This window comes from Pseudoalteromonas sp. GutCa3, assembly GCF_002836155.1.
GTDB lineage: Bacteria > Pseudomonadota > Gammaproteobacteria > Enterobacterales > Alteromonadaceae > Pseudoalteromonas > Pseudoalteromonas arctica.
Genome location: NZ_PJBK01000025.1, coordinates 1 through 26,699, shown reverse-complemented (window position 1 = coordinate 26,699; position 26,699 = coordinate 1). Strand labels below are relative to the sequence as shown.

Annotated in this window: 23 protein-coding genes; 6 read left to right on the top strand and 17 right to left on the bottom strand. The window is 38.5% G+C overall.

What is annotated here, in order from left to right:
* The first annotated feature begins 49 nt into the window (after positions 1-49).
* Positions 50-493, top strand: a complete 444-nt coding sequence (fur, locus tag CXF64_RS05040) for a ferric iron uptake transcriptional regulator (protein ID WP_007586857.1) — start codon at positions 50-52, stop codon at positions 491-493.
* Positions 494-801: 308 nt separating this feature from the next.
* On the opposite strand, the gene glnS is transcribed toward fur, so the two are convergent.
* Positions 802-2,460: a glutamine--tRNA ligase gene (gene glnS / locus CXF64_RS05030; RefSeq protein WP_010552676.1), complete on the bottom strand. Its 1,659-nt coding sequence runs from the start codon at positions 2,458-2,460 to the stop codon at positions 802-804.
* A 218-nt stretch (positions 2,461-2,678) separates the two neighbouring features.
* On the opposite strand from glnS, the gene CXF64_RS05025 reads away from it, so the two are divergent.
* Positions 2,679-3,749 (top strand): DUF3083 family protein, encoded by a 1,071-nt coding sequence (locus CXF64_RS05025; protein WP_101216488.1) that lies wholly within the window; start codon positions 2,679-2,681, stop codon positions 3,747-3,749.
* 60 nt (positions 3,750-3,809) lie between these two features.
* Here CXF64_RS05025 and sucD read toward each other — a convergent pair whose 3' ends face one another.
* The 8 genes from sucD to sdhC form a co-directional block, all read right to left on the bottom strand.
* On the bottom strand, positions 3,810-4,682 hold the full coding sequence (gene sucD / locus CXF64_RS05020; RefSeq protein WP_010552674.1) for a succinate--CoA ligase subunit alpha: 873 nt from the start codon (positions 4,680-4,682) through the stop codon (positions 3,810-3,812).
* Positions 4,682-5,848: an ADP-forming succinate--CoA ligase subunit beta gene (gene sucC / locus CXF64_RS05015; protein WP_007586870.1), complete on the bottom strand. Its 1,167-nt coding sequence runs from the start codon at positions 5,846-5,848 to the stop codon at positions 4,682-4,684. Before sucC ends, sucD begins: the two co-directional genes overlap by 1 nt.
* 177 nt (positions 5,849-6,025) lie before the next feature.
* Positions 6,026-7,543, bottom strand: a complete 1,518-nt coding sequence (odhB, locus tag CXF64_RS05010; protein ID WP_007586871.1) for a 2-oxoglutarate dehydrogenase complex dihydrolipoyllysine-residue succinyltransferase — start codon at positions 7,541-7,543, stop codon at positions 6,026-6,028.
* Between the two features lie 3 nt (positions 7,544-7,546).
* Positions 7,547-10,366, bottom strand: coding sequence for a 2-oxoglutarate dehydrogenase E1 component (gene sucA / locus CXF64_RS05005; protein WP_010552673.1), 2,820 nt, complete (start codon positions 10,364-10,366; stop codon positions 7,547-7,549).
* Positions 10,367-10,460: 94 nt separating this feature from the next.
* Entirely contained in the window at positions 10,461-11,177 is a 717-nt protein-coding gene (locus CXF64_RS05000) for a succinate dehydrogenase iron-sulfur subunit (protein ID WP_007375751.1), read from the bottom strand.
* 10 nt (positions 11,178-11,187) lie between these two features.
* Positions 11,188-12,960 carry a succinate dehydrogenase flavoprotein subunit gene (gene sdhA / locus CXF64_RS04995; RefSeq protein ID WP_007375750.1) on the bottom strand — a complete coding sequence of 591 codons (1,773 nt, stop codon included), beginning with the start codon at positions 12,958-12,960 and terminating at the stop codon, positions 11,188-11,190.
* Complete coding sequence (gene sdhD / locus CXF64_RS04990; RefSeq protein WP_007586873.1) at positions 12,961-13,308, bottom strand: succinate dehydrogenase, hydrophobic membrane anchor protein; 348 nt, start codon at positions 13,306-13,308, stop codon at positions 12,961-12,963.
* Positions 13,299-13,676 (bottom strand): succinate dehydrogenase, cytochrome b556 subunit, encoded by a 378-nt coding sequence (gene sdhC / locus CXF64_RS04985; RefSeq protein WP_076914908.1) that lies wholly within the window; start codon positions 13,674-13,676, stop codon positions 13,299-13,301. The genes sdhD and sdhC overlap by 10 nt, the downstream gene beginning before the upstream one ends.
* A gap of 420 nt (positions 13,677-14,096) precedes the next feature.
* On the opposite strand from sdhC, the gene CXF64_RS04980 reads away from it, so the two are divergent.
* From CXF64_RS04980 to CXF64_RS04970, 3 genes are all read left to right on the top strand, one after another.
* On the top strand, positions 14,097-15,383 hold the full coding sequence (locus CXF64_RS04980) for a citrate synthase (protein WP_007586875.1): 1,287 nt from the start codon (positions 14,097-14,099) through the stop codon (positions 15,381-15,383).
* A gap of 115 nt (positions 15,384-15,498) precedes the next feature.
* A complete protein-coding gene (locus CXF64_RS04975; protein ID WP_101216487.1) occupies positions 15,499-16,725 on the top strand; it encodes a SufS family cysteine desulfurase in 1,227 nt (408 codons plus the stop codon).
* Positions 16,726-16,758: 33 nt separating this feature from the next.
* Positions 16,759-17,175 carry a SufE family protein gene (locus CXF64_RS04970; RefSeq protein ID WP_007586879.1) on the top strand — a complete coding sequence of 139 codons (417 nt, stop codon included), beginning with the start codon at positions 16,759-16,761 and terminating at the stop codon, positions 17,173-17,175.
* A 6-nt stretch (positions 17,176-17,181) separates the two neighbouring features.
* Here CXF64_RS04970 and tcdA read toward each other — a convergent pair whose 3' ends face one another.
* The 7 genes from tcdA to CXF64_RS04935 are packed head-to-tail and all read right to left on the bottom strand — an operon-like array spanning position 17,182 to position 24,643.
* Positions 17,182-17,979, bottom strand: coding sequence for a tRNA cyclic N6-threonylcarbamoyladenosine(37) synthase TcdA (gene tcdA, locus CXF64_RS04965; protein ID WP_101216486.1), 798 nt, complete (start codon positions 17,977-17,979; stop codon positions 17,182-17,184).
* A complete protein-coding gene (locus CXF64_RS04960) occupies positions 17,980-18,660 on the bottom strand; it encodes a TIGR01621 family pseudouridine synthase (protein WP_101216485.1) in 681 nt (226 codons plus the stop codon).
* Positions 18,657-19,418: a 3-deoxy-manno-octulosonate cytidylyltransferase gene (gene kdsB / locus CXF64_RS04955; protein WP_010552668.1), complete on the bottom strand. Its 762-nt coding sequence runs from the start codon at positions 19,416-19,418 to the stop codon at positions 18,657-18,659. Before kdsB ends, CXF64_RS04960 begins: the two co-directional genes overlap by 4 nt.
* The gene (locus tag CXF64_RS04950) at positions 19,406-19,603 is read right to left on the bottom strand and encodes a Trm112 family protein (RefSeq protein ID WP_002961789.1); all 198 of its coding nucleotides are present in this window, start codon (positions 19,601-19,603) and stop codon (positions 19,406-19,408) included. The genes kdsB and CXF64_RS04950 overlap by 13 nt, the downstream gene beginning before the upstream one ends.
* Entirely contained in the window at positions 19,593-20,573 is a 981-nt protein-coding gene (gene lpxK / locus CXF64_RS04945; RefSeq protein WP_101216484.1) for a tetraacyldisaccharide 4'-kinase, read from the bottom strand. Before lpxK ends, CXF64_RS04950 begins: the two co-directional genes overlap by 11 nt.
* Positions 20,570-22,315 carry a lipid A export permease/ATP-binding protein MsbA gene (msbA, locus tag CXF64_RS04940; RefSeq protein WP_033027175.1) on the bottom strand — a complete coding sequence of 582 codons (1,746 nt, stop codon included), beginning with the start codon at positions 22,313-22,315 and terminating at the stop codon, positions 20,570-20,572. Before msbA ends, lpxK begins: the two co-directional genes overlap by 4 nt.
* Positions 22,316-22,375: 60 nt before the next feature.
* A complete protein-coding gene (locus tag CXF64_RS04935) occupies positions 22,376-24,643 on the bottom strand; it encodes a DNA internalization-related competence protein ComEC/Rec2 (RefSeq protein WP_101216483.1) in 2,268 nt (755 codons plus the stop codon).
* On the opposite strand from CXF64_RS04935, the gene CXF64_RS04930 reads away from it, so the two are divergent.
* On the top strand, positions 24,623-25,129 hold the full coding sequence (locus CXF64_RS04930) for a DUF2062 domain-containing protein (RefSeq protein ID WP_007586895.1): 507 nt from the start codon (positions 24,623-24,625) through the stop codon (positions 25,127-25,129). The genes CXF64_RS04935 and CXF64_RS04930 overlap by 21 nt on opposite strands.
* Before the next feature lie 120 nt (positions 25,130-25,249).
* Here CXF64_RS04930 and CXF64_RS04925 read toward each other — a convergent pair.
* Positions 25,250-26,699 (bottom strand): DUF3466 family protein (locus CXF64_RS04925; protein WP_101216482.1); only part of this gene is annotated, 1,450 nt, incomplete at its 5' end.

Here is a 26,699-nt window from a genome sequence, read left to right as displayed (position 1 = left end):
CATCTTTGCAAGATGTCTAGTATAACCAAATAAAATTGAGACAGATTTAATGACTGATCATAACTTGGAACTTAAAAAAGCCGGTTTAAAAGTAACTTTACCGCGTATTAAAATATTAGAGATTTTACAATCTCCAGATAACCAACACATCAGTGCTGAAGATGTTTACAAAATTCTTTTGGATCTAGGTGAAGAAATTGGTCTTGCAACTGTATATCGCGTACTTAACCAATTTGATGATGCGGGTATTGTAAGCCGTCATCACTTTGAAGGTGGCAAATCAGTATTTGAACTTTCAGGAAGCACACACCACGATCATTTAGTATGTTTGAAGTGTGGCAAAGTGGTAGAGTTTGAAGATGAAATGATTGAACGTCGTCAACTTGAAATTTCTGAAGAAAATGGTATTACACTTACAAACCATTCTTTATATTTATACGGTGAGTGTAACGATAAAGCAGCGTGTAAAGAATTTAGCGACGCTAACAGCTAATACCGCTTTTAAAAAGCAATAAAAAACCTGCTAAGTGCAGGTTTTTTTGTGTCTAAAATACGCTTGTAATGAATATACCCAGTAAATACTGGGAATATTAAACCTGAACTCTGGTTAAGAGATTTACCAACGTATTGAATCATGGTGATATTTAAATTTATTTTCTCTAGCCAGAGATTTTAAGTGAAAACAAGGCGAATTCACGCGTCTATAGCTGGCCTATTGCAAGTAAATTCAACGCAGTTAGCGCTGAAAATAGCTGCTCGAGATAGATTTATTATCCAGAGTTCAGGTTTTTTAGATATTACTTATTGGGTTTTAGACCAAGAATCACGAAGACCCACTGTTTGGTTAAATACAACGTTCTCTGATTTAGAATCACGAGAGAAATAACCCGTACGCTCAAACTGAAAGCCCTGCTCTGCTTGTGAATTAGCAAGCGATGGCTCTAATTTAGCGTTTGATAAAACAACCAGTGACTCTGGATTTAATGTTGTTTCAAACTCATCAGCGGCTGCTGGGTTTGGAACACTAAACAAACGATCGTATAAACGAACTTCTGCCGTAATAGACTCTGGTGCTGAAACCCAGTGAATAACACCTTTTACTTTACGTCCATCACTTGGATTTTTACCAAGTGTTTCAGTATCGTAAGTACAGAAGATAGTTGTAATTTCACCATTTTCGTCTTTTTCAACACGCTGTGCTTTAATAACATAAGCACCACGTAAGCGTACTTCTTTATCAAGCACTAAACGTTTAAACTTGTTATTCGCTTCTTCTTTAAAGTCTTCTCGTTCAATATAGATTTCACGAGTAAATGGTACATCACGACGACCCATTTCTTCTTTATTTGGGTGGTTAGCCACAGATAAAACCTCAACCTTGTCTGCATCGTAGTTTTCAATAACAACTTTAACAGGATCGAGTACGGCCATTGCACGTGGTGCATTTTCGTTTAGATCTTCACGGATACATGCTTCAAGCATACCCATTTCAACCATATTCTCTTGTTTTGTTACACCAATACGCAAACAAAACTCACGGATTGAACCTGGTGTATAACCACGGCGACGTAGGCCTGCAATTGTAGGCATGCGTGGGTCATCCCACCCTTCTACATGGTTATTTACCACTAAATCGCTTAGCTTACGCTTAGACATAATTGTGTATTCAAGATTTAAACGTGAAAACTCAATTTGCTGTGGGTGACACTCTAAACTAATGTTATCAAGTACCCAGTCGTACAAACGACGGTTATCTTGAAACTCGAGTGTGCATAATGAATGTGTAATACCTTCGAGTGCATCAGAAATACAGTGCGTAAAGTCATACATTGGGTAAATGCACCACTTGTCTGCTGTTTGATGATGATGAGCAAAACGTACGCGATAAATAATTGGATCGCGAAGCACCATAAATGAGCTAGCCATATCAATTTTAGCACGCAGGACACATTCGCCTTCTTTGAATTCGCCAGCACGCATTTTTTCAAATAACGCTAGGTTTTCTTCAACTGATGTATCTCTGTACGGGCTATTTTTACCTGGCTCTTTCAATGTACCACGGTATTGGCGTGCTTCGTCTGCTGTTAAAAAACAAACGTACGCTAAGCCTTTATTTATAAGCTCAACAGCGTAACCATATAAAGTATCAAAATAGTTAGAAGAATACTTTATATCGCCATCCCAGTTAAAACCTAACCACTGTACGTCTTCTTTTATAGAATTAACGTAGTTAATGTCTTCTTTTTCTGGGTTTGTATCGTCAAAACGTAAGTTACATAAACCGTTATAATCTTTTGCGATGCCAAAATTTAAACAAATTGATTTGGCATGACCAATATGCAAAAAGCCATTTGGTTCAGGTGGAAAACGTGTATGCGTTGTTGCATGCTTTTTACTTGCTAAGTCTTCATCAATTCGGGTTCTAATAAAGTTACTTGGGCGATTCTCAATTTCCGCCATAGGAGTGCAGTCCTCTAAATATTACGTAATAACAAATCTAATGCATTATTACAAAAACATACACTAACATACAGCACTAGATTAAGGTTTATTTTTGATATTGCTTAACTTTAATTCAGCTGAACCATTGTTTATGAATAAAATTTGTTTTAACGCAATATTTAAGTCATCTAAACAGTTTATAGTAGGTAAATAACCTACATTATAAGGATTTAAAGATGGCGACACTTAATCAACATCGTGTATATATTCCAACTAATGCACGCGCTAACCACTACCTTTTAGCTGAAATAACCCCTAATCACGATTTTTATAAAAGCTTTAGTGATATAAATTGCTGCTATGAACGTATAGCACGCCAGCTGTTTGCTTCTTGTGATGAGTATGAGCTTTATAATGTGCACTTATTAGCGAATGATAAACTACCCGTTGTAAGATTTAATGATGAGTCTTATCAATTAGAAACAGATAAACAAATGTTGTTTTTCTATAACCCCCGTTATCACGAAGCGCATAAGATTTATTACACTGAAGGTACACCAAGTAAAAAAATACGCATTCTATTTTTAGCAACAGGCGATGATTTACGAGCCAACTCTGCAGAATTTCATAATAAAGTCCAAAAAGTGTTAGACACTTTACAAGGACAACTCTTAATAAATCAGCCCCAGTTTAAACTACGCGACCATCAACACTTAACGTATGACCTATTTGCTAAAGAAAAAGGCAACAAGGAAAGCTATGGTTACAAATTAAGAAGTCTCTACCCTCGCTACCAATCAAGACAATGCAGCATACCCAATGATTATGCAGAGATGACTTACGCCACTTTTACTATACCGGTTTCGCGCGCTATTAAAACGCAGTTTCAAACACTAATGAACACAAACGATTATGCTAAATTTTATGACTACTTTGCTTATGCATTTATACGTGCGTGTCAAAATAATAACTTAAACCATGGCGCTATGGTTGCTAACGGTGCAACGCCTATTATACGAAACAGTAAAATAGATAAAAGTGAAGGCAATGATGAACTTCAAAAGTTAAGTTTTGATATTGAATCTAATGAAAATCAAATTAAGCACTTTTATGAAGCAAGTAAATTAGTAGAAACGCTGCATTTTGTAGTGGTCGCAACGCAGCAGGATAAACATGAAATGGGCTACGGTCGATTTATGAACCTAGTAGAAAAAACAATCCATACTCTGTGTAATGAGCTGGCTATAAATAAACAACGCCAAGACTTATCTGTACGTTTTTTCCAGCATATTAGTTACCCGTTCTAAATTTTCATCTAATAACAAAAAGGCCCGCATATGCGGGCCTTTTCAAAGAAAAACAAGCGATTACCAGCCTGTTTTCTCTTTAAGTGCTTTACCGATATCAGCAAGTGAACGTACAGTTTTTACGCCCGCAGCTTCTAATGCAGCAAATTTCTCATCAGCAGTACCTTTACCGCCGGCAATGATTGCGCCAGCGTGACCCATACGCTTACCTTCTGGTGCAGTAACACCAGCAATGTAAGATACTACAGGTTTAGTTACGTGAGCTTTGATGTACTCTGCAGCTTCTTCTTCTGCAGTACCACCAATTTCACCAATCATTACGATTGCTTCAGTTTGTGGATCTTTTTCGAACATTTCTAGAACGTCGATAAAGTTAGTACCTGGAATTGGATCACCACCAATACCAACACACGTAGACTGACCAAAACCAGCATCAGTAGTTTGCTTAACTGCTTCGTACGTTAAAGTACCAGAGCGAGAAACAATACCTACTTTACCAGGTTTGTGGATATGACCAGGCATGATACCAATCTTAGTTTGACCAGGAGTAATAACACCTGGGCAGTTAGGACCGATCATACGAGTACCTGTTTGATCTAGTTTGATTTTAACATCAACCATATCAAGTGTAGGGATACCTTCAGTAATACAAACTATTAGCTCGATGCCAGCATCGATAGCTTCTAAGATTGCATCTTTACAGAAAGGAGCTGGTACGTAGATAACTGAAGCAGTTGCGCCAGTTTCTTTTACAGCATCACGAACTGTGTTGAATACAGGAAGACCAAGGTGCGTTTGACCGCCTTTACCTGGGCTAACACCACCAACCATTTGTGTACCGTACTCAAGCGCTTGCTCTGAGTGGAAGGTACCTTGGCCACCAGTGAAACCTTGACAGATAACTTTTGTATCTTTATTGATTAATACAGACATTATTTGCCCTCCGCAGCAGCAACAACTTTTTCAGCAGCGTCTGTTAGTGATTCAGCAGCAATGATATCTAGACCAGAGTTCTTAAGAACTTCACGACCTAATTCAGCATTAGTACCTTCTAAACGTACAACTACTGGTACGGTTACGCCAACTTCTTTAACTGCGCCAATGATGCCTTCAGCAATCATGTCACAACGAACGATGCCGCCAAAGATGTTTACTAAAACAGCTTTAACATTGTCGTCAGAAAGAATGATTTTGAATGCTTCAGAAACACGTTCTTTAGTAGCACCGCCACCAACATCCAAGAAGTTAGCCGGCTTGCCGCCGTGTAGGTTTACGATGTCCATAGTACCCATTGCTAGGCCTGCACCGTTAACCATACAACCAACATTACCGTCTAGAGCAACGTAGTTAAGCTCGAAGCTTGCTGCGTGTGCTTCACGAGCATCTTCTTGAGATGGATCGTGGAATTCACGGATTTTAGGTTGACGGTAAAGTGCATTACCATCAATACCGATTTTGCCGTCAAGACAGTGAAGGTTGCCTTCGTCTGTAATTACTAACGGGTTGATTTCAAGTAATGCGAAATCAAAATCAGTGAACATTTTACCAAGACCCATAAAGATCTTAACAAACTGTTTCATTTGTACTGGGTTAAGACCCAATTTGAAACCTAGTTCACGTGCTTGGTAAGCTTGAGGACCTACTAACGGGTCGATCTCTGCTTTGTGGATAAGCTCTGGTGTTTCTTCAGCAACAGTTTCAATTTCAACGCCGCCTTCAGTAGACGCCATGAAAACTACTTTACGAGATGCACGGTCAACTACTGCACCTAGGTACAATTCGTTAGCAATGTCAGTACAGCTTTCTACTAAAATTTTAGCTACTGGCTGGCCTTTCTCGTCTGTTTGGTAAGTAACTAGGTTTTTACCTAACCAGTTAGCTGCAAACGCTTTTACTTCTTCGATAGTTTTAACTAGCTTTACACCGCCAGCTTTACCACGTCCACCTGCGTGAACCTGAGTTTTAACAACCCACATATCGCCGCCAATTTTTTCAGCAGCTGCAGCAGCTTCTTCAGGTGTATCGCAAGCGTAACCTGTAGAAACGGGTAAACCATATTCGGCAAAAAGTTGTTTTGCCTGATACTCATGCAAATTCATGATGCTTTATCCAATTTTTTATACTAAAAGAGCTGAATATTTTTTCAAATAAACAACTATCCCAAATTGCGCACCTAGTATAGATCCCAAGGCTTAACATGAAAACCCCAGTACGACCAAAGGCGCAAAAAAAAAGCTGTGAATGTTCATTCACAGCTTACATTTCATACAACTAGATTAAACATCTAGCAATAAGCGAGTTGGATCTTCAAGTAACTCTTTAATAGTTACTAAGAAACCAACAGATTCTTTACCATCAATGATACGGTGGTCATAAGAAAGTGCTAAATACATCATAGGTAGTATTTCAACTTTACCATTTACAGCCATCGGACGGTCTTGGATTTTATGCATACCCAAGATTGAAGACTGTGGCAAGTTAATGATAGGTGTAGATAGCAATGAACCAAATACGCCACCATTAGTAATAGTGAAATTACCACCCGTCATATCAGCAAGCGTAAGCTTACCATCACGACCTTTAAGTGCTAGCTCACGAATACCTTTTTCGATTTCAGCAACAGATAGTTTGTCACAATCTTTAAGTACTGGAGTAACTAAGCCACGTGGAGTAGATACTGCAATGCTGATATCGAAATAGTTATGGTAAACAATATCGTCACCATCAATTGATGCATTTACATCTGGGAAACGCTTAAGAGCTTCAGTTACCGCTTTCACATAGAAAGACATGAAACCTAAACGAATTCCGTGACGCTTTTCAAACGTTTCTTGGTACTGCTTACGAAGGCTCATGATTGGTCCCATGTTCACTTCGTTGAATGTAGTTAACATTGCAGTTGAGTTTTTAGCTTCAAGAAGGCGTGTCGCAATCGTTTTACGTAAACGAGTCATAGGTACACGTTTTTGAGTACGATCGCCCATTGGTGCTGCAGGAGCAGAAGCTTCTGCTTTTTTAGCCGCTGGCGCTGGTGCTTTTAAGAAAGTATCAACGTCTTCTTTAGTTACACGACCATTTTTACCCGTGCCTTTAATTTTAGAAGCGTCTAGGCCTTTCTCAGCAATTAAACGACGAACTGATGGTGTTAACACATCTGAACTTTCGCTTGAATCTGCTGCTGGCGCTGCGTCTGCTTTTGCAGCTGGAGCCGCTGGTGCACCGCCTGCTTTAACCGAACCAATTACTTGCTCGCCTAGTACAGTATCGCCTTCGCCGTGAATGATATCACCCATGATGCCATCTTCTTGAGCTACTACTTCAAGAACAACTTTATCTGTTTCAATATCTACCAAGTTTTGGTCGCGTGTTACCGCGTCACCTGGTTGTACATGCCATGTAGCAATTGTTGCGTCTGCAACTGATTCTGGAAGTACAGGTACTTTAATATCCACTTCTTTACCTTCTGATGCTGGTGCTGATTGCGCCACTGGCGCGTCTTCTGATTTAGCTGGTGCTGATTCTTCTTTAGTTGAACCTTCACTTGCTGGCGCTGCATCAGCATCACCAAGTAAACCCATAACTTGGTCGCCAAGTACGGTTGCACCTTCTTCTTGTGATATTTCTGTTATTACACCGTCATGCTGTGCAACAACTTCTAAAACCACTTTATCTGTTTCAATGTCTACTAAGTTTTGATCGCGAGTTACTTTGTCGCCAACACTTACATGCCATGTAGCAACGGTAGCATCTGCAACCGACTCAGGAAGAACAGGAACTTTAATTTCTGTGCTCATTGCTTATCCTTTATTTTCTATAGTAAGCGCGTCGGCAACGAGCGCTTGTTGTTCTTTAGTATGTACTGACATGTAACCACACGCTGGTGATGCAGACGCTTTACGTCCTGCATATTTTAATTTAGCACCTTGTGGGATTGCATCAATAAAGTGATGTTGTGAACAGTACCATGCACCTTGGTTTTGTGGCTCTTCTTGACACCATACAAAATCAGTTACGTGTTGGTAGCGCTCTATAATTGTTTGCATTTCATCGTGTGGGAACGGGTATAACTGTTCAACACGTACAATTGCAATATTATCTTGCTCAAGCTTACGACGCTCTTGTAGTAACTCGTAGTAAACTTTACCGCTACAAAATACAACGCGCTCTACTTTCTCAGGGTTAATATCATCAACTTCGTCGATCATATTATGGTAAACACCGTGTGAAAGCTCTTCAAGTGATGAAGTTGCAAGCGGGTGACGAAGTAGCGACTTAGGCGTCATAACAATCAGAGGACGACGAAGTGGTCGAACTGATTGACGACGAAGCATAGCGTAAACTTGCGCCGGCGTTGAAGGAACACATACTTGCATGTTGTGATCAGCACATAGTTGCAAGAAACGCTCTAAGCGCGCTGAACTATGCTCTGGCCCTTGACCTTCGTAGCCATGAGGTAACAAAATTGTAAGCCCACATAAACGGCCCCACTTTTGCTCACCAGAACTTAAGAACTGGTCAAATACAACTTGTGCACCATTGGCGAAGTCACCAAATTGCGCTTCCCATATTACGAGAGACTTAGGTTCAGCGGTAGCATACCCATATTCGAACGCAACGACAGCTTCCTCAGACAAAACAGAATCAAAGACTTCAAATGTGCCTTGATCTTCACTTAAATGCTCTAAAGGAGTGTAAGTTGTACCATCGGATTGACCATGAACAACAGCATGACGATGAAAGAATGTTCCTCGACCTGTGTCTTGTCCTGTTAAACGAATGTCAGTACCTTCAGACGCAATTGTTGCATAGGCAAGTGTCTCTGCCATACCCCAATCAAGTGGTTTTTCACCTGTGGCCATTAGCTTACGATCGTCATAAATCTTTTTAACGCGAGATTGAGCTTTATGTTGTTCTGGGTAAGAAGCTACTTTCTCACCAAGAGCTTTTAGCTTCTCTACAGATACGCTAGCATCGTAGTCAACATTCCATTCATGACCAATATATTTGGCCCACTCAGAAGAATGCGACGTCTCTGGCTGTATTTCTGAAACAACACAGCTGCCTTCATCTAGTGCATCACGGTACTCATCAGCTAAGGCTTTAACTTCTTGTTCAGAAAAAGAGCCTTCAGCAATAAGTTGGTCTGCATAGATTAAACGCGGCACTGGATGCTTTTTAATTTTTTGGTACATGACAGGCTGAGTTGCATTAGGCTCATCAGCTTCATTGTGACCATGGCGACGGTAACAAACTAAATCAATTACTACGTCACGCTTAAACTGATTTCTAAAATCAAGAGCAAGTTGAGTAACAAATGCAACGGCTTCAGGATCATCAGAATTAACATGGAATATTGGAGACTGAACCATTTTAGCAATGTCAGTACAGTATGGCGTTGAGCGAACGTCATCTTGCTTAGAGGTTGTAAAACCTACTTGGTTGTTGACAACAATACGAATACTACCACCACAACTAAACGCATTAGTTTGTGACATGTTAAACGTTTCTTGAACAACACCTTGTCCAGCAATAGCAGAATCACCATGGATGGTAATAGGTAGTGCTTTAATGCCTGATTTATCACCTAAACGGTCGAGACGACCACGTACAGAGCCCATTACAACAGGGTTTACGATTTCTAGGTGAGATGGATTAAACGCAAGCGCCATGTGTACATTGCCACCTTTGGTAGCAAAGTCAGACGAATAACCCATGTGATATTTAACATCACCAGAACCTAACGTTTCTTTATGTATACCAGCAAATTCATCAAATAATTCTGATGGATTTTTACCAAGTACATTAACTAAAACGTTTAAACGACCACGGTGAGCCATACCAATAACAGCTTCTTGTTGGCCGCTTTCACCAGCGCGGTGAATAAGCTCTTTAAGCATTGGAACTAACGCATCGCCACCTTCAAGTGAAAAGCGCTTAGCACCAGGGAACTTAGACCCTAAATATTTTTCTAGACCATCTGCTGCAGTAAGCCCTTTAAGGATACGTAGCTTTTCATCTTTTGAGAATTTAGGCCTAGACTGGACAGATTCTAGACGTTGTTGTAACCAACGTTTTTCCTCTGTTGATGTGATGTGCATATACTCAGCGCCAATTGAACCACAATATGTAGTTTTTAGTGCTTGGTATAGTTCACCTAAAGGCATAGTATCGCGCCCTACGGCAAACGATCCTACGTTAAACTCGCGGTCAAAATCACTTGAAGATAGGTCGTGGTACTCTAGCTCTAAATCTCGTACGCGCTCTCGTTGCCAAATACCTAATGGATCTAGGTTTGCATTTTGGTGCCCACGAAAACGGAAAGCATTAATAAGTTGTAGAACTTTAACCTGTTTAAGGTCACCGCCACTACCCTCTGCTACCACTACTTCTCTATGCTTGTTTTTTGCAAGCTGTGCAAACTGTGCTCGAACCTCTGAATGTTTTACTTCAACATCCACACCATCAACTTTAGGTAATTGTTCAAACACTTCTCGCCATTCGTCTGGCACAGAAGTCGCATCGTCTAAATACGCTTCATAAAGCTCTTCTACATAAGCAACGTTGCCGCCGTTTAAATGTGAAGATTCTAGCCATGCCTTCATCACACCTTCGTGCATTTATAAGCCCTTTTTTTTAGCGCAGAAATTAATAGTTATTATAACAAGATGGCTAATATAATTTAATATTAGCCATCTTACCTTTACTAAGCTATCAAACCGCTCGGTTTAGTAACATAGATTTGATTTGTCCAATTGCTTTGGTCGGATTAAGACCCTTAGGACAAACGCTAACACAGTTCATGATACTGTGACAACGGAACACACTGAACGCATCGTCTAAATCCGCTAAACGTTCTTCAGTTGCTGTATCTCGGCTATCAGCCAAGAAACGATAAGCATGAAGAAGGCCTGCTGGACCAATGAACTTGTCTGGATTCCACCAGAACGAAGGACACGATGTTGAACAACATGCACACAAAATACACTCATAAAGCCCATCTAATTTATCACGTTCTTCAATAGTTTGAAGACGTTCGCCTGCTGCAGGCTGATCATTAATTAAATAAGGTTTAACTTTTTCGTACTGAGTGTAGAACTGACTCATGTCAATAACAAGGTCACGAACCACAGGTAAACCTGGTAATGGACGTACTACGATTTTACCTTTGCCATTTTTTTGTAGCGTAGATAAAGGAGTAATACATGCTAAACCATTTTTACCATTCATGTTAACACCATCAGATCCACACACACCTTCACGGCATGAACGACGGAAAGATAATGTAGGATCTTGTTCTTTTAAAAGAATAAGTGCATCCAACACCATCATGTCGTGACCTTCCTCTGTTTGCAAGGTGTATTCTTGCATACGAGGAGCGTTGTCAACATCTGGATTATAACGATAAACTGAAAATTGTACTTGTGCCATCGTCTATCTCCTAGTAAACACGTGCTTTAGGTGGGAAAGCTTCACGCGTTTTAGGCGCATAGTTTACATCACGCTTACTCATTTCATCCGTTACAGGATTGAATACTGAGTGACATAACCAGTTTTCGTCATCACGATCTGGGTAGTCAAAGCGAGAATGTGCACCACGGCTTTCTGTACGGAAGTTTGCAGCTACTGCAGTTGAGTAAGCTGTTTCCATTAAGTTGTCTAGTTCAAGACATTCGATACGCTGCGTGTTGAAGTCTGATGATTTATCATCAAGACGAGCATGTTGCAGACGTTCGCGAATTTCTTTAAGTTCTTGAAGACCTGCAGCCATTGAGTCACCTTCACGGAATACCGAGAAGTTAAGCTGCATACATTGTTGTAGGTCTTTTTTGATTTGAACTGGATCTTCACCTTGGCCAGCCGTTGAATTTTCCCAACGATTGTAACGTGCAAGAGACGCTTCTAAGTCTGATTCTGAAGCAGCTTTAGATATTTCAACGTCATTTAGGTACTTACCTAAGAAGTTACCCGCAGCACGACCAAACACAACTAAATCAAGTAATGAGTTACCACCTAAGCGGTTTGCACCGTGTACAGATACACATGCAATCTCACCTACTGCAAATAAACCTTGAACTACTGTTTCGTTGCCTTGAGCATCGATTTGTAGCGCTTGTCCATTTACATTAGTAGGAACACCACCCATCATATAATGACAAGTTGGAATTACTGGAATTGGCTCTTTTGCAGGGTCAACGTGAGCAAATGTTTTAGCAAGGTCACATACGCCAGGAAGACGTAAGTTAAGTGTTTCTTCACCTAAGTGGTCAAGTTTTAACTTAAGATGTGGACCCCAAGGACCATCACAACCACGACCTTCACGGATTTCAGTCATCATTGAACGTGCAACAACGTCGCGAGACGCTAAGTCTTTTGCGTTTGGTGCGTAACGTTCCATGAAGCGTTCGCCATCTTTATTTAGAAGATAACCGCCTTCACCACGACAACCTTCAGTTACTAGCGTACCAGCACCTGCGATACCCGTTGGGTGGAACTGCCACATTTCCATGTCTTGCATAGAAATACCAGCACGTGTTGCCATACCAACACCGTCACCAGTGTTAATGTGAGCATTAGTGGTTGATGCGAATATACGACCTGCACCACCAGTAGCTAATACAACAGCTTTAGATTTGAAGAAGGTAACTTCACCTGTCTCAATCTCAATTGCAGTACACCCTACTACATCACCATTATCGTTTTTAACTAAATCAAGTGCATACCATTCAGAGAATACATTTGTTTTGTTTTTAACGTTTTGTTGATATAGAAGGTGTAATAAAGCATGACCAGTACGGTCAGCAGCTGCTGCAGTACGTGCGGCTTGTTCACCACCAAAGTTTTTCGATTGACCACCGAAAGGACGTTGGTAAACACGGCCATTTTCAAAACGAGAAAATGGTAAACCCATGTTTTCTAATTCGGTAATAGCTTCTGGGCCAGTTTGACACATGTATTCAATAGCGTCTTGGTCACCGATAAAATCGGAACCTTTAACGGTATCGTACATATGCCATTCCCAGTTATCTTCGTGTGAATTACCAAGCGCAACCGTAATACCGCCTTGAGCAGATACAGTGTGTGAGCGCGTTGGAAATACTTTAGATATTAATGCACACGTTTTGCCAGATTCTGTAATTGCTAAAGCAGCGCGCATACCTGCACCACCTGCACCAATTACTACGGCGTCAAATTCACGAACAGAATATTTCACTTAAACACCCCATAATACGATTAGACCAATAGCTACGTAAGCAACGGCCATTAGGTTTAATACAAAACCTAAAACTGCACGAAGCTTTGCGCACTTAACATAGTCTGTAAGAACTTGCCAAAGGCCAATGCGGGTATGAACCATAATGCAAACAAGGGTAATTAACGTAAACCCTTTCATTGCTAGGTTAGAGAAGAGGCCTGTCCAGGCTTCGAAAGTGACTTCTGGCGTCGCTAAAAAATAGCCGATAATAAAAATCGCGTAAGCGCTGATTATTAATGCCGTGGTACGTAAAGATACGAAATCTTGTACACCATCACGTTTTAGAGTTGCTTGATTTAAAACCATATCCACACCCCTGCCAATACGGCAAACACAACACCAAGAGCCATTGAAACTTTAGCGCTGAGGTTACCTGATTCAAGTTCTTCCCAATGTCCCATATCCATAATCATATGACGGATACCACCAATAAGGTGATAACCTAATACAGAAACAGTGCCCCAAGCTATAAATTTGGCAATGAATCCGTTAAACAGACCCTTGACGAATTCAAAACTTTCAGCTGAAGAGAGAGACTCAGACCAAGCCCAAATGACAAACGTTAAAGCAAAAAATAATGCAACACCGGTGACGCGGTGAAAAATTGAAGCTTTAGCCGTTGCCGGCATAGATATAGTTGTTAGATCTAGATTTACAGGTCTTTGCTTTTTCACAGTTACTTGCCCATCTTTGCTCACAGTGGAGCTCATCTACTTGTTTTTCTAAAAACCCACCAAATATTACTGATGGAACTATCAAAATAAACGTACCAAAACAATTAAAGTTCACAAACCTGTAAATTTTAAGCTGTTAAGAATATGTTTACCCAAATACAATACGGTTTAAAACCACCGTTAGTATATATACCCACAGGGCTTTTTACAATTCTTGTTTATTTAGAGATGTTTGCGAATTAGCCAATAGTATTATATTTAATTAATACCGAATATTTATTATACATATATGCATAATGTTTATAAAAATTGACTTTAACCCCCTCTTTCACGTTAAAATGAGAAGATGTGCTTAAAACAGATTTCAGAACTTTAAAATCTAAAAATCAGAATAGATATCTTAATAGGAGATACATAACGATGGCAGATAAAAAAGCCACAGTCCAAATTGATGGACTAGATCCAATCGAACTTCCAATTTATCAAGGCACTGCTGGCCAAGATGTAATCGACGTACGTACGTTAGGTTCACACGGTCACTTTACTTATGACCCAGGTTTCATGTCGACTGGTTCTTGTGAATCTGCAATCACCTATATTGATGGTGGTAAAGGTGTACTACTTCACCGTGGTTACCCAATTGAGCAATTAGCTGAAGACTCAAATTACATTGAACTTTGTTACTTACTTTTAAATGGTGAGTTACCTTCTAAAGAACAATATGAAGTTTTTAAGAATGAAATCACTACAAGCACTATGCTTGACGAGAAGATTGCTAACTTTTTCCAAGGTTTCCGCTTTGACGCTCACCCAATGGCAATGCTTTGTGGCGTAGTAGGTGCATTATCATCTTTCTATCATGAAGACCTTGATATTACTGATGCTGAACAACGTAAAACAAGCGCAGTTAAGCTTGTTGCTAAGTTACCAACAATCGCGGCAATGGCTTATAAAACAAATATCGGCCAACCGTTTGTATACCCACGTAACGATTTAAGCTACGCAGAAAACTTCTTACACATGATGTTCTCTGTACCTGCTGAAGAATATAAAGTTAATCCTGTAACTGCAAAAGCAATGGATAAAATCTTTATGCTTCATGCAGATCATGAACAAAATGCATCAACTTCAACAGTTCGTCTTGCTGGTTCATCTGGTGCTAACCCGTATGCATGTATTGCAGCTGGTATTGCATCTTTATGGGGCCCTGCTCACGGCGGCGCTAATGAAGCATGTTTAAACATGTTAGAAGAGATTGGCTCTGTTGACCGTATTGATGAATACGTAGCTAAAGCTAAAGATAAAGCTGACCCGTTTCGCCTTATGGGCTTTGGACACCGTGTTTACAAAAACTTTGACCCACGCGCTACAGTAATGCGTCAAACGTGTCACGAAGTTTTAGCTGAGCTGAATATCCAAGATCCACTTCTTGATATTGCTATGAAGCTTGAGCAAATTGCGCTTGAAGACCCATACTTTGTAGAGAAAAAACTATACCCTAATGTAGATTTCTACTCTGGTATTATCTTAAAAGCGATTGGTATTCCAACAAGCATGTTCACTGTAATCTTTGCAATGGCACGTACTGTTGGTTGGATCACTCACTGGGATGAGATGCTATCTCAACCTGGTCATAAGATCAGCCGCCCTCGTCAACTTTATACTGGTTACACTCAACGTGACTACGTATCAACTGACAAGCGTTAATTAACGTTGGTTAGTTTAAAAAGGCCGCATTTTGCGGCCTTTTTTATTAACAACACTTGAGAATTATCATAAACCGATTACAATTCCTGCCTTAAAAACACTATGTAGATGAGCCATGCTTGCTTTAAAGTTTGATATAAATAAAATTAGAAACGACTTCCCAACATTAAATCAAACAATAAACGGCTGCCCGCTTGTTTATTTAGACTCAGCAGCAACCTCACAAAAGCCTCAATCAGTTATAGATACAATTACTGAATTCTATACGTTTCAAAACGCTAATGTACACCGTGGACGCCATACACTTAGCGAGCAAGCAACTTATTCATATGAACAAGTACGGGATAAAACTGCAGAGTATTTCAATGTATTTAGTAAAGAGATTGTATGGACTAAAGGCGCTACAGAAGCCATTAACTTGGTCGCTAACGGATTAAAAAAGCGCTTAAATGAAAGTCATACCATAATGATATCTCCGCTTGAGCATCATGCAAATATAGTGCCTTGGCAAATAGTGAGTCAACAAACGGGTGCTAAATTAATAGCGCTTCCACTAAATAAAAATGGCACGCTGAACACTAAAGAATGCTGTGAATTTATAAAAGAAACAAAACCTGCCCTATTAGCTATTACACAAGCATCTAACACACTGGGTAATATAACCGATTTAAAACCACTAATTAGAGCTGCAAAAGACGTCAATTCTCTTGTTTTAGTCGATGGTGCACAAGGTGCACTGCATTTAAAACCCGATTTACGTGAATTAAACTGTGACTTTTATGTCTGCTCAAGCCATAAAATGCTCGGCCCAACAGGATTAGGTGTGCTTTATGGTCGATATGAGCAATTAAATACCCTTGAGATTTACCAATCAGGTGGGGAAATGATCGATAAAGTGTACTTAACTCACAGTACTTATCGTCCTGCGCCTGCAAAATTTGAAACTGGAACACCAAATATCTCTGGAGTTTTAGGCTTTGGTGCCGCATTAGACTATTTAAATGAATTAGATCACGCAAAAATTCAGCAATATGAGCAAAAATTGTTTAGTTATGCAGCTCAAAAATTGGTAAAGGTTGATGGTATTACAATATACAGCAACCTATCTGACAATATTGGTACATTCTGTTTCAACTTAAATGATGAACATCCTTATGATTTGGCAACTTTACTTGACGGGTACGGGGTTGCAGTAAGGAGTGGACACCATTGTACACAGCCATTAATGACACATTTAGGGCTTAATGGAACGCTAAGAGCGAGCTTTTGTTTTTATAATACCTATGAAGATGTAGATATATTCATTGATTCACTTAAAAAATGTATCGCTTTACTGGACTAAACGTCACTTTAATAGAATTAATTAGGATAACTCATGACAAATACGTTTAACAAAGTCACAGAATCTATAAAAAATGCGCCCGCTTGGCAGCAAAAATATCGTGAGATAATGCTTTTAGGAAAAACTTTACCTGTTTTAGCTGATGTTTTGAAAACTGATGATGCACTTGTACCTGGCTGTGAAAGCAAAGTATGGATGTTTGTTGAATTTGATTTAACAGAAAATACACTTGTTGTAATTGGTGACTCAGATACACGTATAGTAAAAGGATTATTAGCCATTATTTTAGCGCTTTACAATGGCCTCACACCAGAGCAAGTAGTGAATAAAAATGCGTATGAAGAATTTGAAAAGCTCGGCCTTATAAGCCACTTAAGCGCATCACGTGGTAATGGTATTAAAGCCATGGTTGATAAAATACAAACCATGGCACAACAAAAGCTTAGTTAGCAAAAACTAAGCTTGCGAGCGTTGTTTTTTATCTAGATATTTACGCACCGCTTTTGCCGCAACAAAAAAGCCGAAGCTTCCTGTGATCATAGTCACAGATCCAAAACCATTATTACAATCCATATTCATCGAGCCATCAGCACTTTGCTTTGCATGACATACACTGCCATCGCTTCCTGGGTAAACCAGTTGCTCTGTTGAGTAAACACAATCAATATTAAACTTACGTTTAGGATTATTACTAAAATTATACTGCTTACGCAAAATATAACGTACTTTTGCAAGCAATGGGTCTTGCGTAGTTTTAGCTACATCACCAAAAGTTATTTGGCTAGGATCTGTTTGCCCGCCAGCACCACCAGTTGTAATTATAGGTAGTTTATTACGTTTACAGTGAGCAATTAATGCTGCTTTTTCTTTAACTGCATCAATACAATCAATCACATAATCAAAACCTTGAATATGCTCTTGAATATTATCAAGCGTAATAAAGTCATCTATTACATTAACTTGGCACTGTGAATTAATAAGCTCGCAGCGCGCTTTCATTGCATCTACTTTAGCTTGACCAATAGTGCCCGTTAACGCATGAATTTGTCTATTGACGTTAGTCGCGCAAATATCATCCAAATCAATCAATGTTATTTTACCAACACCAGTACGTGCAAGTGCTTCTGCTGTCCAGCTCCCTACACCACCAATCCCTACTACACAAAAATGTGCTTCTTGAAGCCAATCAAACTGTTGATGACCATATAAACGTTTAATACCACCAAAACGTATATCTGTAACTTTTTCGCTCATTTACCAATCCAGTTGCCATGGCGATTGCCATGCTTGAAAATCTTGATGTTTAATTAACGCCAAATACTCATCACCATTATCGGGTAATAAAGTTAGCTGTATTTGTTCACCTTGCCATAAAAAGCTCAACGCATATGCATGTAAATAGGTACGATTTGATGGCGTGCCTGAATACATTGCATCGCCTAAAATAGGTGAGCCAACACTTTTTAGTGCCACTCTTAATTGATGCGTCTTTCCTGAGTAAGGTTTTAAAATATACCCTCTAAACCCAGGCTTATAGCTTAGCGAATAAAATCGGGTGATTGCAGGATTCAGCTTACTCGTTAGTAACTTAAACGAGCCACGGCGAGATTTAGCCATATCGCCTTTGATCCACCCCTGCTTCTTTTTCGGTTTAGCGTCACTAACCGCTAAATAAAATTTAGCAATCGCATGCTCAGTAAACATAACAGTAAAGCTGGCCGCAGCGGCTTTGTTTCGCGCTAAAATAATCAGCCCTGATGTCACTTTATCTAAACGATGAACGGCATAAAGCTTTTGCGATAATTGTTGTTCGGCTAACACAACAAAGCCGGGGCCATCTTCTGAATGAAAATTAAGACCCGCTGGCTTTTCTAAAATATAAAAATCGTTATGTGTATAAACAACTTTTAATATCTTACTTACTTGCTCACTCACACGTTTTTACTTTTAATATGCGCTATCACTTTAGCTAAGTCATCGGGCGTATCAACTCCAGCATGGGGTGCTATTTGAGCTTGCTCTATTTTGATTTTATAACCATGATACAACACACGTAACTGCTCAAGCGATTCAAGTAGCTCAAGTGGCGATACGCTCAATTCTATATATTGTTTAATAAAACCCGCTCTGTACGCATAAATACCTACGTGGCGCTGAAATGGCGCTAAATTAAGAGCACTGCTGTCATTCATCATTGTGCTTCTATCAAACGGAATACTTGCACGAGAAAAATACAGCGCATTTTTATTTATATCGCTAACCACTTTAACGGCATTAGGATTAAATACTTCATCACGCTCTTCAATAGCAACACTTAACGTTGCCATTGGTGCTGTTGAATCACTTAATAGTGCAGCAACTTGGGATACATTTTCTGGCGCAAGTAAGGGCTCATCGCCTTGTACATTAACCACAATTGTATCGCTGTCGAGATCAAGTAAATCAACTACTTCGGCTAAACGCTCAGTACCCGATTGGTGATCTTCGCGAGTCATTACAACATCACTAGTAAATAAACTTACTGCATCAAACACTTTTTGATGATCGGTTGCTATAACCACTTTACTTGCACCTGATAAACATGCTTTTTCGTAAACATGTTGAACCATTGGCTTACCGCAAATATCAGCAAGCGGCTTACCCGGTAGTCGGGTTGATGCAAAACGTGCAGGAATTACAACTACGAATTCCACTTTTCAACCTCTTCTAAAGATAACTCACGTGCTTCGTTTTCAAGCAATACTGGAATATCATCTTGAACGGGGTAAGCAAGCTTAGCTGCAGTACTAATTAGTTCGTTGTTTTCTCTATCAAAGCGTAGTTTACCCTTACAAACTGGGCAGGCAATTATCTCGAGTAATTTTGTATCAAAGGCCATTGAGTATTCCTTTTTCTTTTAATAATGAATTTAATGTGTTTATTACGCTATCGGAAGGCTCTGCATCTATAGGTAAATAATACCAATTAGGTTTTGCAAAGGACTTACATTTAACCGCGTCTTTTTCGGTCATTATAATGCAATCATCACCAAACTGGGTAAAATCATCTGCTGTATAAGCATAATGATCTCTAAAATGATGAGTCGACAATAGCTTAATATTTTGTGCTTCTAATGAGTTTTCAAACCGTTTAGGGTTCCCAATTGCACTTATTGCATGTGCCTCGCTTACGTTACTTTTTGCATCATCACTTGAATTAACTAAGCGAAGGTTACTTACTTGCAGCACGTAGCTATTATTAGCCTCACCGCCATTTTCAATTACTATATCAACACTTTGTAAGCGTTTAGTTGTTTCGCGTAGTGGCCCTGCGGGCATAACAAAACCATTACCAAAGCGGCGTTCACTATCAACAATACAACACTCAATGCTACGAGGCATTTTATAATGCTGCATCCCATCATCAGAAATAATGACATCAAGCGTATAATTTTTTTCTAATAAATCGATATTGTGTTGTCTATTAGGCCCAACCGCTATTGGGCACTTTAAACGATGGTATAAAAGTACGGGCTCATCTCCAGCCTGCTGAGCACCTATAAGGCCAGTAACTAACAGCGGGTAATTTTCTGATTGCCCACCATATCCTCTACTAATAATTCCCACTGATAAACCTTGCTCTGTTAAATGACCATACAACCACAAAACAAAAGGTGTTTTACCATTGCCGCCTACGCTTATATTGCCGACTACAATAACAGGCGTTTTGCACTCAAAAGGTTTAAGTATTTTAGCGCTGTACAAGAGTTTTCGAAATGCCGATACAACCCAAAACAAAGCACTTAATGGTAATAACAATAAAGTAATTAGACCAAATGGTTTATACCAGCTTTGCTCTATTTTGCTCACGCCTGATCACCAAACTGCATTTTGCAAAGTGCTGAATAAGTACCGTCATTTGCTAATAAGCTACTATGATCGCCACTTTCTATCACACGACCGTTATCAATAACATAAATTCGGTCACTGTTTTCAATAGTAGATAAGCGATGTGCTATAACAATAGAGGTTTTATCTTTCATTAGCGTTTCTAACGCTTGCTGAATAAGCTTTTCAGATTCGGTATCAAGTGCTGACGTTGCCTCATCTAAAATCAAAATAGGTGCATCTTTTAATATTGCACGCGCTATCGCTATTCGCTGGCGTTGACCACCTGAGAGCATTACCCCATTTTCGCCTACCATGGTGTTTAATTGCTCTGGCAGGTCTTTAACAAATTCCCACACGTGCGCTTGTTTGGCAACTTGTTCTAACTCTTCAACAGACACATCGTGCTTTATGCCATAACAAATATTGTTAGCAATCGTATCGTTAAATAACACGACCTGCTGAGACACTAAAGCAAATTGGCGACGCAGATCAGTTAATTTATAGTCCTGCAGTGCTATGCCATCAAGTAATATTTCACTCGGTAGTTCTAAATCATAATAGCGGGGTAACAAGTTAGAAATTGTGGACTTACCTGAACCTGAGCGCCCAACTAAAGCAATACTTTCACCCGCCTCAATCGTTAGCGACAAATCGTTTAATACAGCTTCATCTTTCGTTGGGTACTTAAAGGTTACGTTCTTAACTTCAATTAAACCTTTAACTTTATCAACCGAAACAGTGCCTGTATCTTTTTCCATTTCTTCGTCTAAAACTAAAAATATACTTTGCGCGGCAGAGATACCACGTTGCATATCACTATTAACATTGGCAAGTTGTTTTAGCGGACGCAATAACATCATCATTGAGGCAATTAATGCCATGAAGTCACCAGATGTAATCGTATCAATCATTGATGGCAACGACACCGCCCACAAAATAACTGCCATGGCACTTGCCGCTAAAATTTGAATTATAGACACACTAAGCGCTTTAGTTGCGTCCATTTTGATACGTTGCTGACGATTATGATTATTAATTTTCGAGAAGTGATTAATCTCTTGATCTTGACCACCAAAACCATGAATAACTTTATGTCCGCTCAGCATTTGTTCTGAGCTACGGGTAACTTGCCCCATGGCAGATTGAATGTTTTTAGAAATGTGGCGAAAACGTTTAGAGACGACGGCGACAATAATAGCAACAAGTGGGATGATCACTAAAAATATCAGTGATAGTTGCCAACTGGTATAGAACATTACCGCAAGTAAAAATACAACAAATGCCCCTTCACGTACAACTATTAGCAAGGCTTTAGTAATCGCTTGTTGAACTTGTTCTGTATCAAATGTGATTTTTGAAATTAAATCTCCCGTTGAGTTTTTGTCATGAAAAGAAACGGGTAAGTGCAATATGTGCTCAAATAACTCTTGGCGTAAAGAGCGTACAACTTGGGAGCCTACATAACTTAAGCAGTAAGAAGACATAAAGTTAAAAACACCACGCCCTAGAACTAACGCGATAACGACAAAAGGAGCGTACTTTAAAACTTCTGTATTACGCTGGTTCAAACCTTGATCAATAAACGGCTTCATTAATTGAATAAATAAAGCATCCATTGCTGAATAGCCTATCATCCCAATAATTGCGACAAATGCGACGCTTTTGTAGGTGCCAACATATGAGACAAGACGTTTATAAATTTGTGTAGTACTTTGATCCATAACACTCTCTAAATACAGAAACAATCTGTATTGTATCCTCCGATGAGATAAAACTAAACGTCAATCTTTGATAAACCAGTAACTTTCCTGCCCTCTTGCTGTTTCTATAGCCAAATTCTTTGCATAAAATTTAATACTAATTTGCCCTTCAACGCCTGTCGTAAATTGCTGAGCATTTATTTGGTTATACCGTTCAACGACAATGGGCTTGGGGAATTCCCATTGCCCTTTATAGGCACTTGAATGAATGACTACTTGGGGAGCAACGTTATTTATAAAATTAACACTTGAGGATGTATCGCTGCCATGATGCGGGCTTAACATTACTGTACTTTTTAATGATGTATTATCCGCTAATAACGATGCTTCACGCGCCTTTGATATATCACCGGTAAGTAACACGCTATGAGTATTATCTGATACCCTAACAACGCATGAATCATCATTTTCATTTCCAAACCCTTTTGTACTAAAGCTTTGTACTTTTAATCCAGCAAAATCAATGTTTATGACTTCACATACATTATGTGTATTTTTAGGATGAAATTGTTGTAATGTTTCACCAAAGCCAGCATCTATGAAATGTTGTAATCCTCCAGCGTGATCATTATCTTCATGACTTAGAATCGCCGTTTTCACTGTTAAATTATTTGCTTTAATATAAGGCAATAAAATACTTCGCGCACGGCTAAAGCGATTGAAATAACTGGGGCCAAAATCATAAATAAGCACTTGTTTATCTTTTTCAATTAATGCCATAAGTCCATGCCCAACATCAAATACATGTAGTTGCCACTTAGACTTTTCTGTTAGCCAATAATTTAATAAAAGCGTTATTGCTGGAATAAAAGCGAGCCATTTATAAGGAAGAAAATAAACCATCAACATAATAATATAAGTAAAAACGACAAATATTGAGTCAATTCTGCCAGTCGTTATCCATCTTAACGATTCTGGTATTTCATTAAGCAATTTAAATAGCGCATATAAGCCTGTATCAAACAGGTTTATTAAAATACTTATATCTAAGAAAATACTCAGTAATGTAAAAACAATTAAAAAAGGTAAGATAATGATTGAAAGCAGCGGTATAGCAATTAAGTTTATTATCAAACCTGCAATACTTACCCCATTAAAAAAATAGAGTGAAAGTGGCAATAAACCAATAAATAACGCTATTTGAATAACAAACAGTGAAATAACTTTGTTTTTTATGCGAGTGTTTAATATTGGTAATTTATTAATAACTGTAAAAATGATAGCAACAGCTAAAAATGAAAAGTAGAGACCTGGATTGAGTAAATTAAATGGGTTAACAATAAAAACAATAACCAAGGCAAATAAAATGCTCCGCCAACGCAGCGGCTGCTTAGCAAGAAAATACAATAATAAATAACAACCCAGCATGATAAGCGCTCGCGTTGCCGATACTAAAAAGTCACTTAAGTACACATAAACCAAGGCTACTAAAAATCCGCATGAACTGTAATAAAGAGTCAGGTTGAATGATTGCCCAATCGAAGAATTAATTTTTGCAAAAATGAATCGAGTAAATAGATAACCGAAGCTAAAAATCAAACCAATATGTAACCCCGATATAGCAAGTAAATGACTTAGCCCAAGAGATTGCATTAATTGTTTGTCAGCGTAGCTCATCAAAGATTTTTCACCGCTAAGCAATGCATAATAGAGCCACTGTAATTTTGTATCCGTATAAGTGTTTTTAAGGAAGTGCTGATAATCTAAAATTATGCTTTGTTTGTCGCTATTTATAATATTAAGATTTTTATTAAGCACTTTACCTTTAAATAATATTCTACTTATAAAAGCATAACGTTCATTATCAAATACATTAAAATTTTTATTACTACGAAAATGTTTTAAATGAATTAAAGCAGAAAATTCATCACCTACTATTAAAGGCTGTGCAGAATTAACACTGAGCATTGCTTTGGGTGCTCTAAAATCCGAAAAATTACTCCCTTCTAATGCCACTATTTTAACTTTAATATATTGAGGTTTTTTGTCAGAAATAACCTCTTCAACAATTAATGTAGAATCAAGTGCATACTTTTCATCCGGTTTTGGTATTTCAAAACTATAAAAAACGTAAAAATGCAGACCAACGAAGCAAATTGCACAAATAAAGCCTAACAATACATTTAAAAACGGCTTAAAATAAGCGCTCACTATAACAATGAAAATTGTAAATACTGTAAATTCGAGAGTTTGATAATAAAATACGGTTGCTATACAGCCAATTACAAACCCAAGACTTATCCACACTGATGTAAATGGTTGCTTTAAATGGCTAAAAAAACGATCCAAAGATTTTTACCTGATCCAAATAAAATTAGACATCATAAATCACTAAGAATATTTGGACGCCTTTTACAAGATGCAAATCTTTGGCATTTAAATAGACGTTCTGCTCGAGGTGCATTTGCAGTCGGGTTATTTTTTGCTTTCATCCCTGTTCCTTTTCAAATGGTTTTAGCAGCAGCCGGCGCTATATTATTTAGAGTTAATTTACCTATCTCAGTAGCATTAGTATGGCTTACAAACCCTCTAACTATGCCACCTATTTTTTATGGCTCATACTTAGTGGGTACATTAATACTTAATCAGCCTGAGCAACACTTTGTATTTGAAGCTAGTTGGTCTTGGTTTCTTGAGAGCATAGAAACTATTGGTCCTGCATTTTTACTAGGTTCGTTAGTATGTGCTTCTATTGCATCAATTATCGGCTATTTTGGTATTGATATTATTTGGCGCCGTTCTGTTAAAAAGGCATGGTTATCGCGAAATAATTAGTAGCGTTAAAGCTAAATAATAATTATAAGATTCATGGCAATCCTAATCTTATAAAATATTATAGACGAAAAAAAACCAACTTTATTAAGTTGGTTTTTTTATAATCAATATTATTAAACTTTAAAAGCGAAATATACGTCTTAAGCCAACTAATGGTAATAGCAATAATGTATACCAAGGAAAGCTAGCAGAGTTACGCTCATAGACTTCTGCTTCTACTGGAGCACAGTTTTCTACTTCACCATTTGCAATTGGCGTTAACTTAACTGCAACTGCAATACTTTCATATTCAATTTCACCATTGATATCAGTTACAACACCGCCTAAAGAATCAAGTTTTTCAACTGTCTTAGTCGCAGTACCAAATATTTCATTATTTTCATTGATAGCTGTTGCTTCAACCATAGAATAAGCATAATCAGTTTCGCCATCAGTATCATAACAAGGCAGTAAATCGTTTAGATTAGTGATTTTATCTTCACCAATTTTGTAAATAAAGGCTTCTTTAAGTCGTGAGCTATCAGATACACCCACTTCCCCTTCGCCTACAATATAACCTTGATTATTTATATCGTTGCCATAAGAACTTGAGCTTGAAAAATAATCAGTTGGAAAAACTGTATTACCTGTTTCGATGTCATGATAGAAGAATTTATTACGAAGAGTACCTTCAATACGCTTTGTCGCATAACCTGTAATTACATCATTATCATTAATAGCGATTGATTTACCAGCCTGCCAGTCATCTTCTTGATTAATAAAGTCAGTGACTGCACCGTCTTTAAAATAGACTGGCATTGTAAGAATCGTATCATCATTTTTGTAATAACGCGTATTTGATGAACCTACAATTGTACCGTTGTTGTTCACTGCTAGAGCAGTACTCGTAAATGCGTCATCTTCCGTTTCACCTTCATCAGGTGTAAGTGCCATACCAAGCTCTTCAACAGAAATAATATTTAACGATTCATCAAGTTCCCATTTAACAGCACGCTTATTAAATAAGCCTCGTGAAATATTAGAATTTAATAAATTGATACACACTGACGTTGGTTCGTCTTCATTATCACAGTTATCATCAATATTATCTTGTCTGTCATCAGGAATACTTGTAGAGATATTACCTACAACAGTGTAACCACTATTTGTTTTGACAATATCGTTAGCGCGGCTTGTGCCACCGTATTCATTAAACTCAGGCTCTAACTCAACACTTATACTGCCATCAGCACTTATTACAATCCCACGTTCTATAAACTCATGTGTGAACCACGTTTCTGCATCATCTTCACCATCAGGTGTAAAAGATACTTTATCGTAAGGAGCACCGCCCCAACCAACAGTAACGCCGTCTTCACTTACAGCATTAAAAAGGTTAATAGTTGAACGCGTTAAGCCATCATAATCAACAGATGCAACATCAAATAACGGTTGCTCTGTTACTTGTGTGTCATTGTACTTTATGCCAACTAATGAGCTTAATTTTTGATATTCAAAATTTGTAGAAATTGAAGATAAAAAACTAACCATGAAAGTATGTGCATCAGAATTAGTAAGTACTGCATCATTA

Excerpts from the sequence above, each read along its gene's own strand:
- CXF64_RS04980 (WP_007586875.1), top strand. The coding sequence starts at position 14,097 with ATGGCAGATAAAAAAGCCACAGTCCAAATTGATGGACTAGATCCAATC.
- glnS (WP_010552676.1), bottom strand. The coding sequence starts at position 2,460 with ATGGCGGAAATTGAGAATCGCCCAAGTAACTTTATTAGAACCCGAATT.
- CXF64_RS04975 (WP_101216487.1), top strand. The coding sequence starts at position 15,499 with ATGCTTGCTTTAAAGTTTGATATAAATAAAATTAGAAACGACTTCCCA.
- CXF64_RS04930 (WP_007586895.1), top strand. The coding sequence starts at position 24,623 with ATGGCTAAAAAAACGATCCAAAGATTTTTACCTGATCCAAATAAAATT.
- msbA (WP_033027175.1), bottom strand. The coding sequence starts at position 22,315 with ATGGATCAAAGTACTACACAAATTTATAAACGTCTTGTCTCATATGTT.
- CXF64_RS05000 (WP_007375751.1), bottom strand. The coding sequence starts at position 11,177 with ATGGCACAAGTACAATTTTCAGTTTATCGTTATAATCCAGATGTTGAC.
- sdhD (WP_007586873.1), bottom strand. The coding sequence starts at position 13,308 with ATGGTTTTAAATCAAGCAACTCTAAAACGTGATGGTGTACAAGATTTC.
- CXF64_RS04970 (WP_007586879.1), top strand. The coding sequence starts at position 16,759 with ATGACAAATACGTTTAACAAAGTCACAGAATCTATAAAAAATGCGCCC.
- sucA (WP_010552673.1), bottom strand. The coding sequence starts at position 10,366 with ATGCACGAAGGTGTGATGAAGGCATGGCTAGAATCTTCACATTTAAAC.
- CXF64_RS04950 (WP_002961789.1), bottom strand. The coding sequence starts at position 19,603 with ATGGCCTTTGATACAAAATTACTCGAGATAATTGCCTGCCCAGTTTGT.
- CXF64_RS05025 (WP_101216488.1), top strand. The coding sequence starts at position 2,679 with ATGGCGACACTTAATCAACATCGTGTATATATTCCAACTAATGCACGC.
- fur (WP_007586857.1), top strand. The coding sequence starts at position 50 with ATGACTGATCATAACTTGGAACTTAAAAAAGCCGGTTTAAAAGTAACT.
- tcdA (WP_101216486.1), bottom strand. The coding sequence starts at position 17,979 with ATGAGCGAAAAAGTTACAGATATACGTTTTGGTGGTATTAAACGTTTA.
- odhB (WP_007586871.1), bottom strand. The coding sequence starts at position 7,543 with ATGAGCACAGAAATTAAAGTTCCTGTTCTTCCTGAGTCGGTTGCAGAT.
- sucC (WP_007586870.1), bottom strand. The coding sequence starts at position 5,848 with ATGAATTTGCATGAGTATCAGGCAAAACAACTTTTTGCCGAATATGGT.
- sucD (WP_010552674.1), bottom strand. The coding sequence starts at position 4,682 with ATGTCTGTATTAATCAATAAAGATACAAAAGTTATCTGTCAAGGTTTC.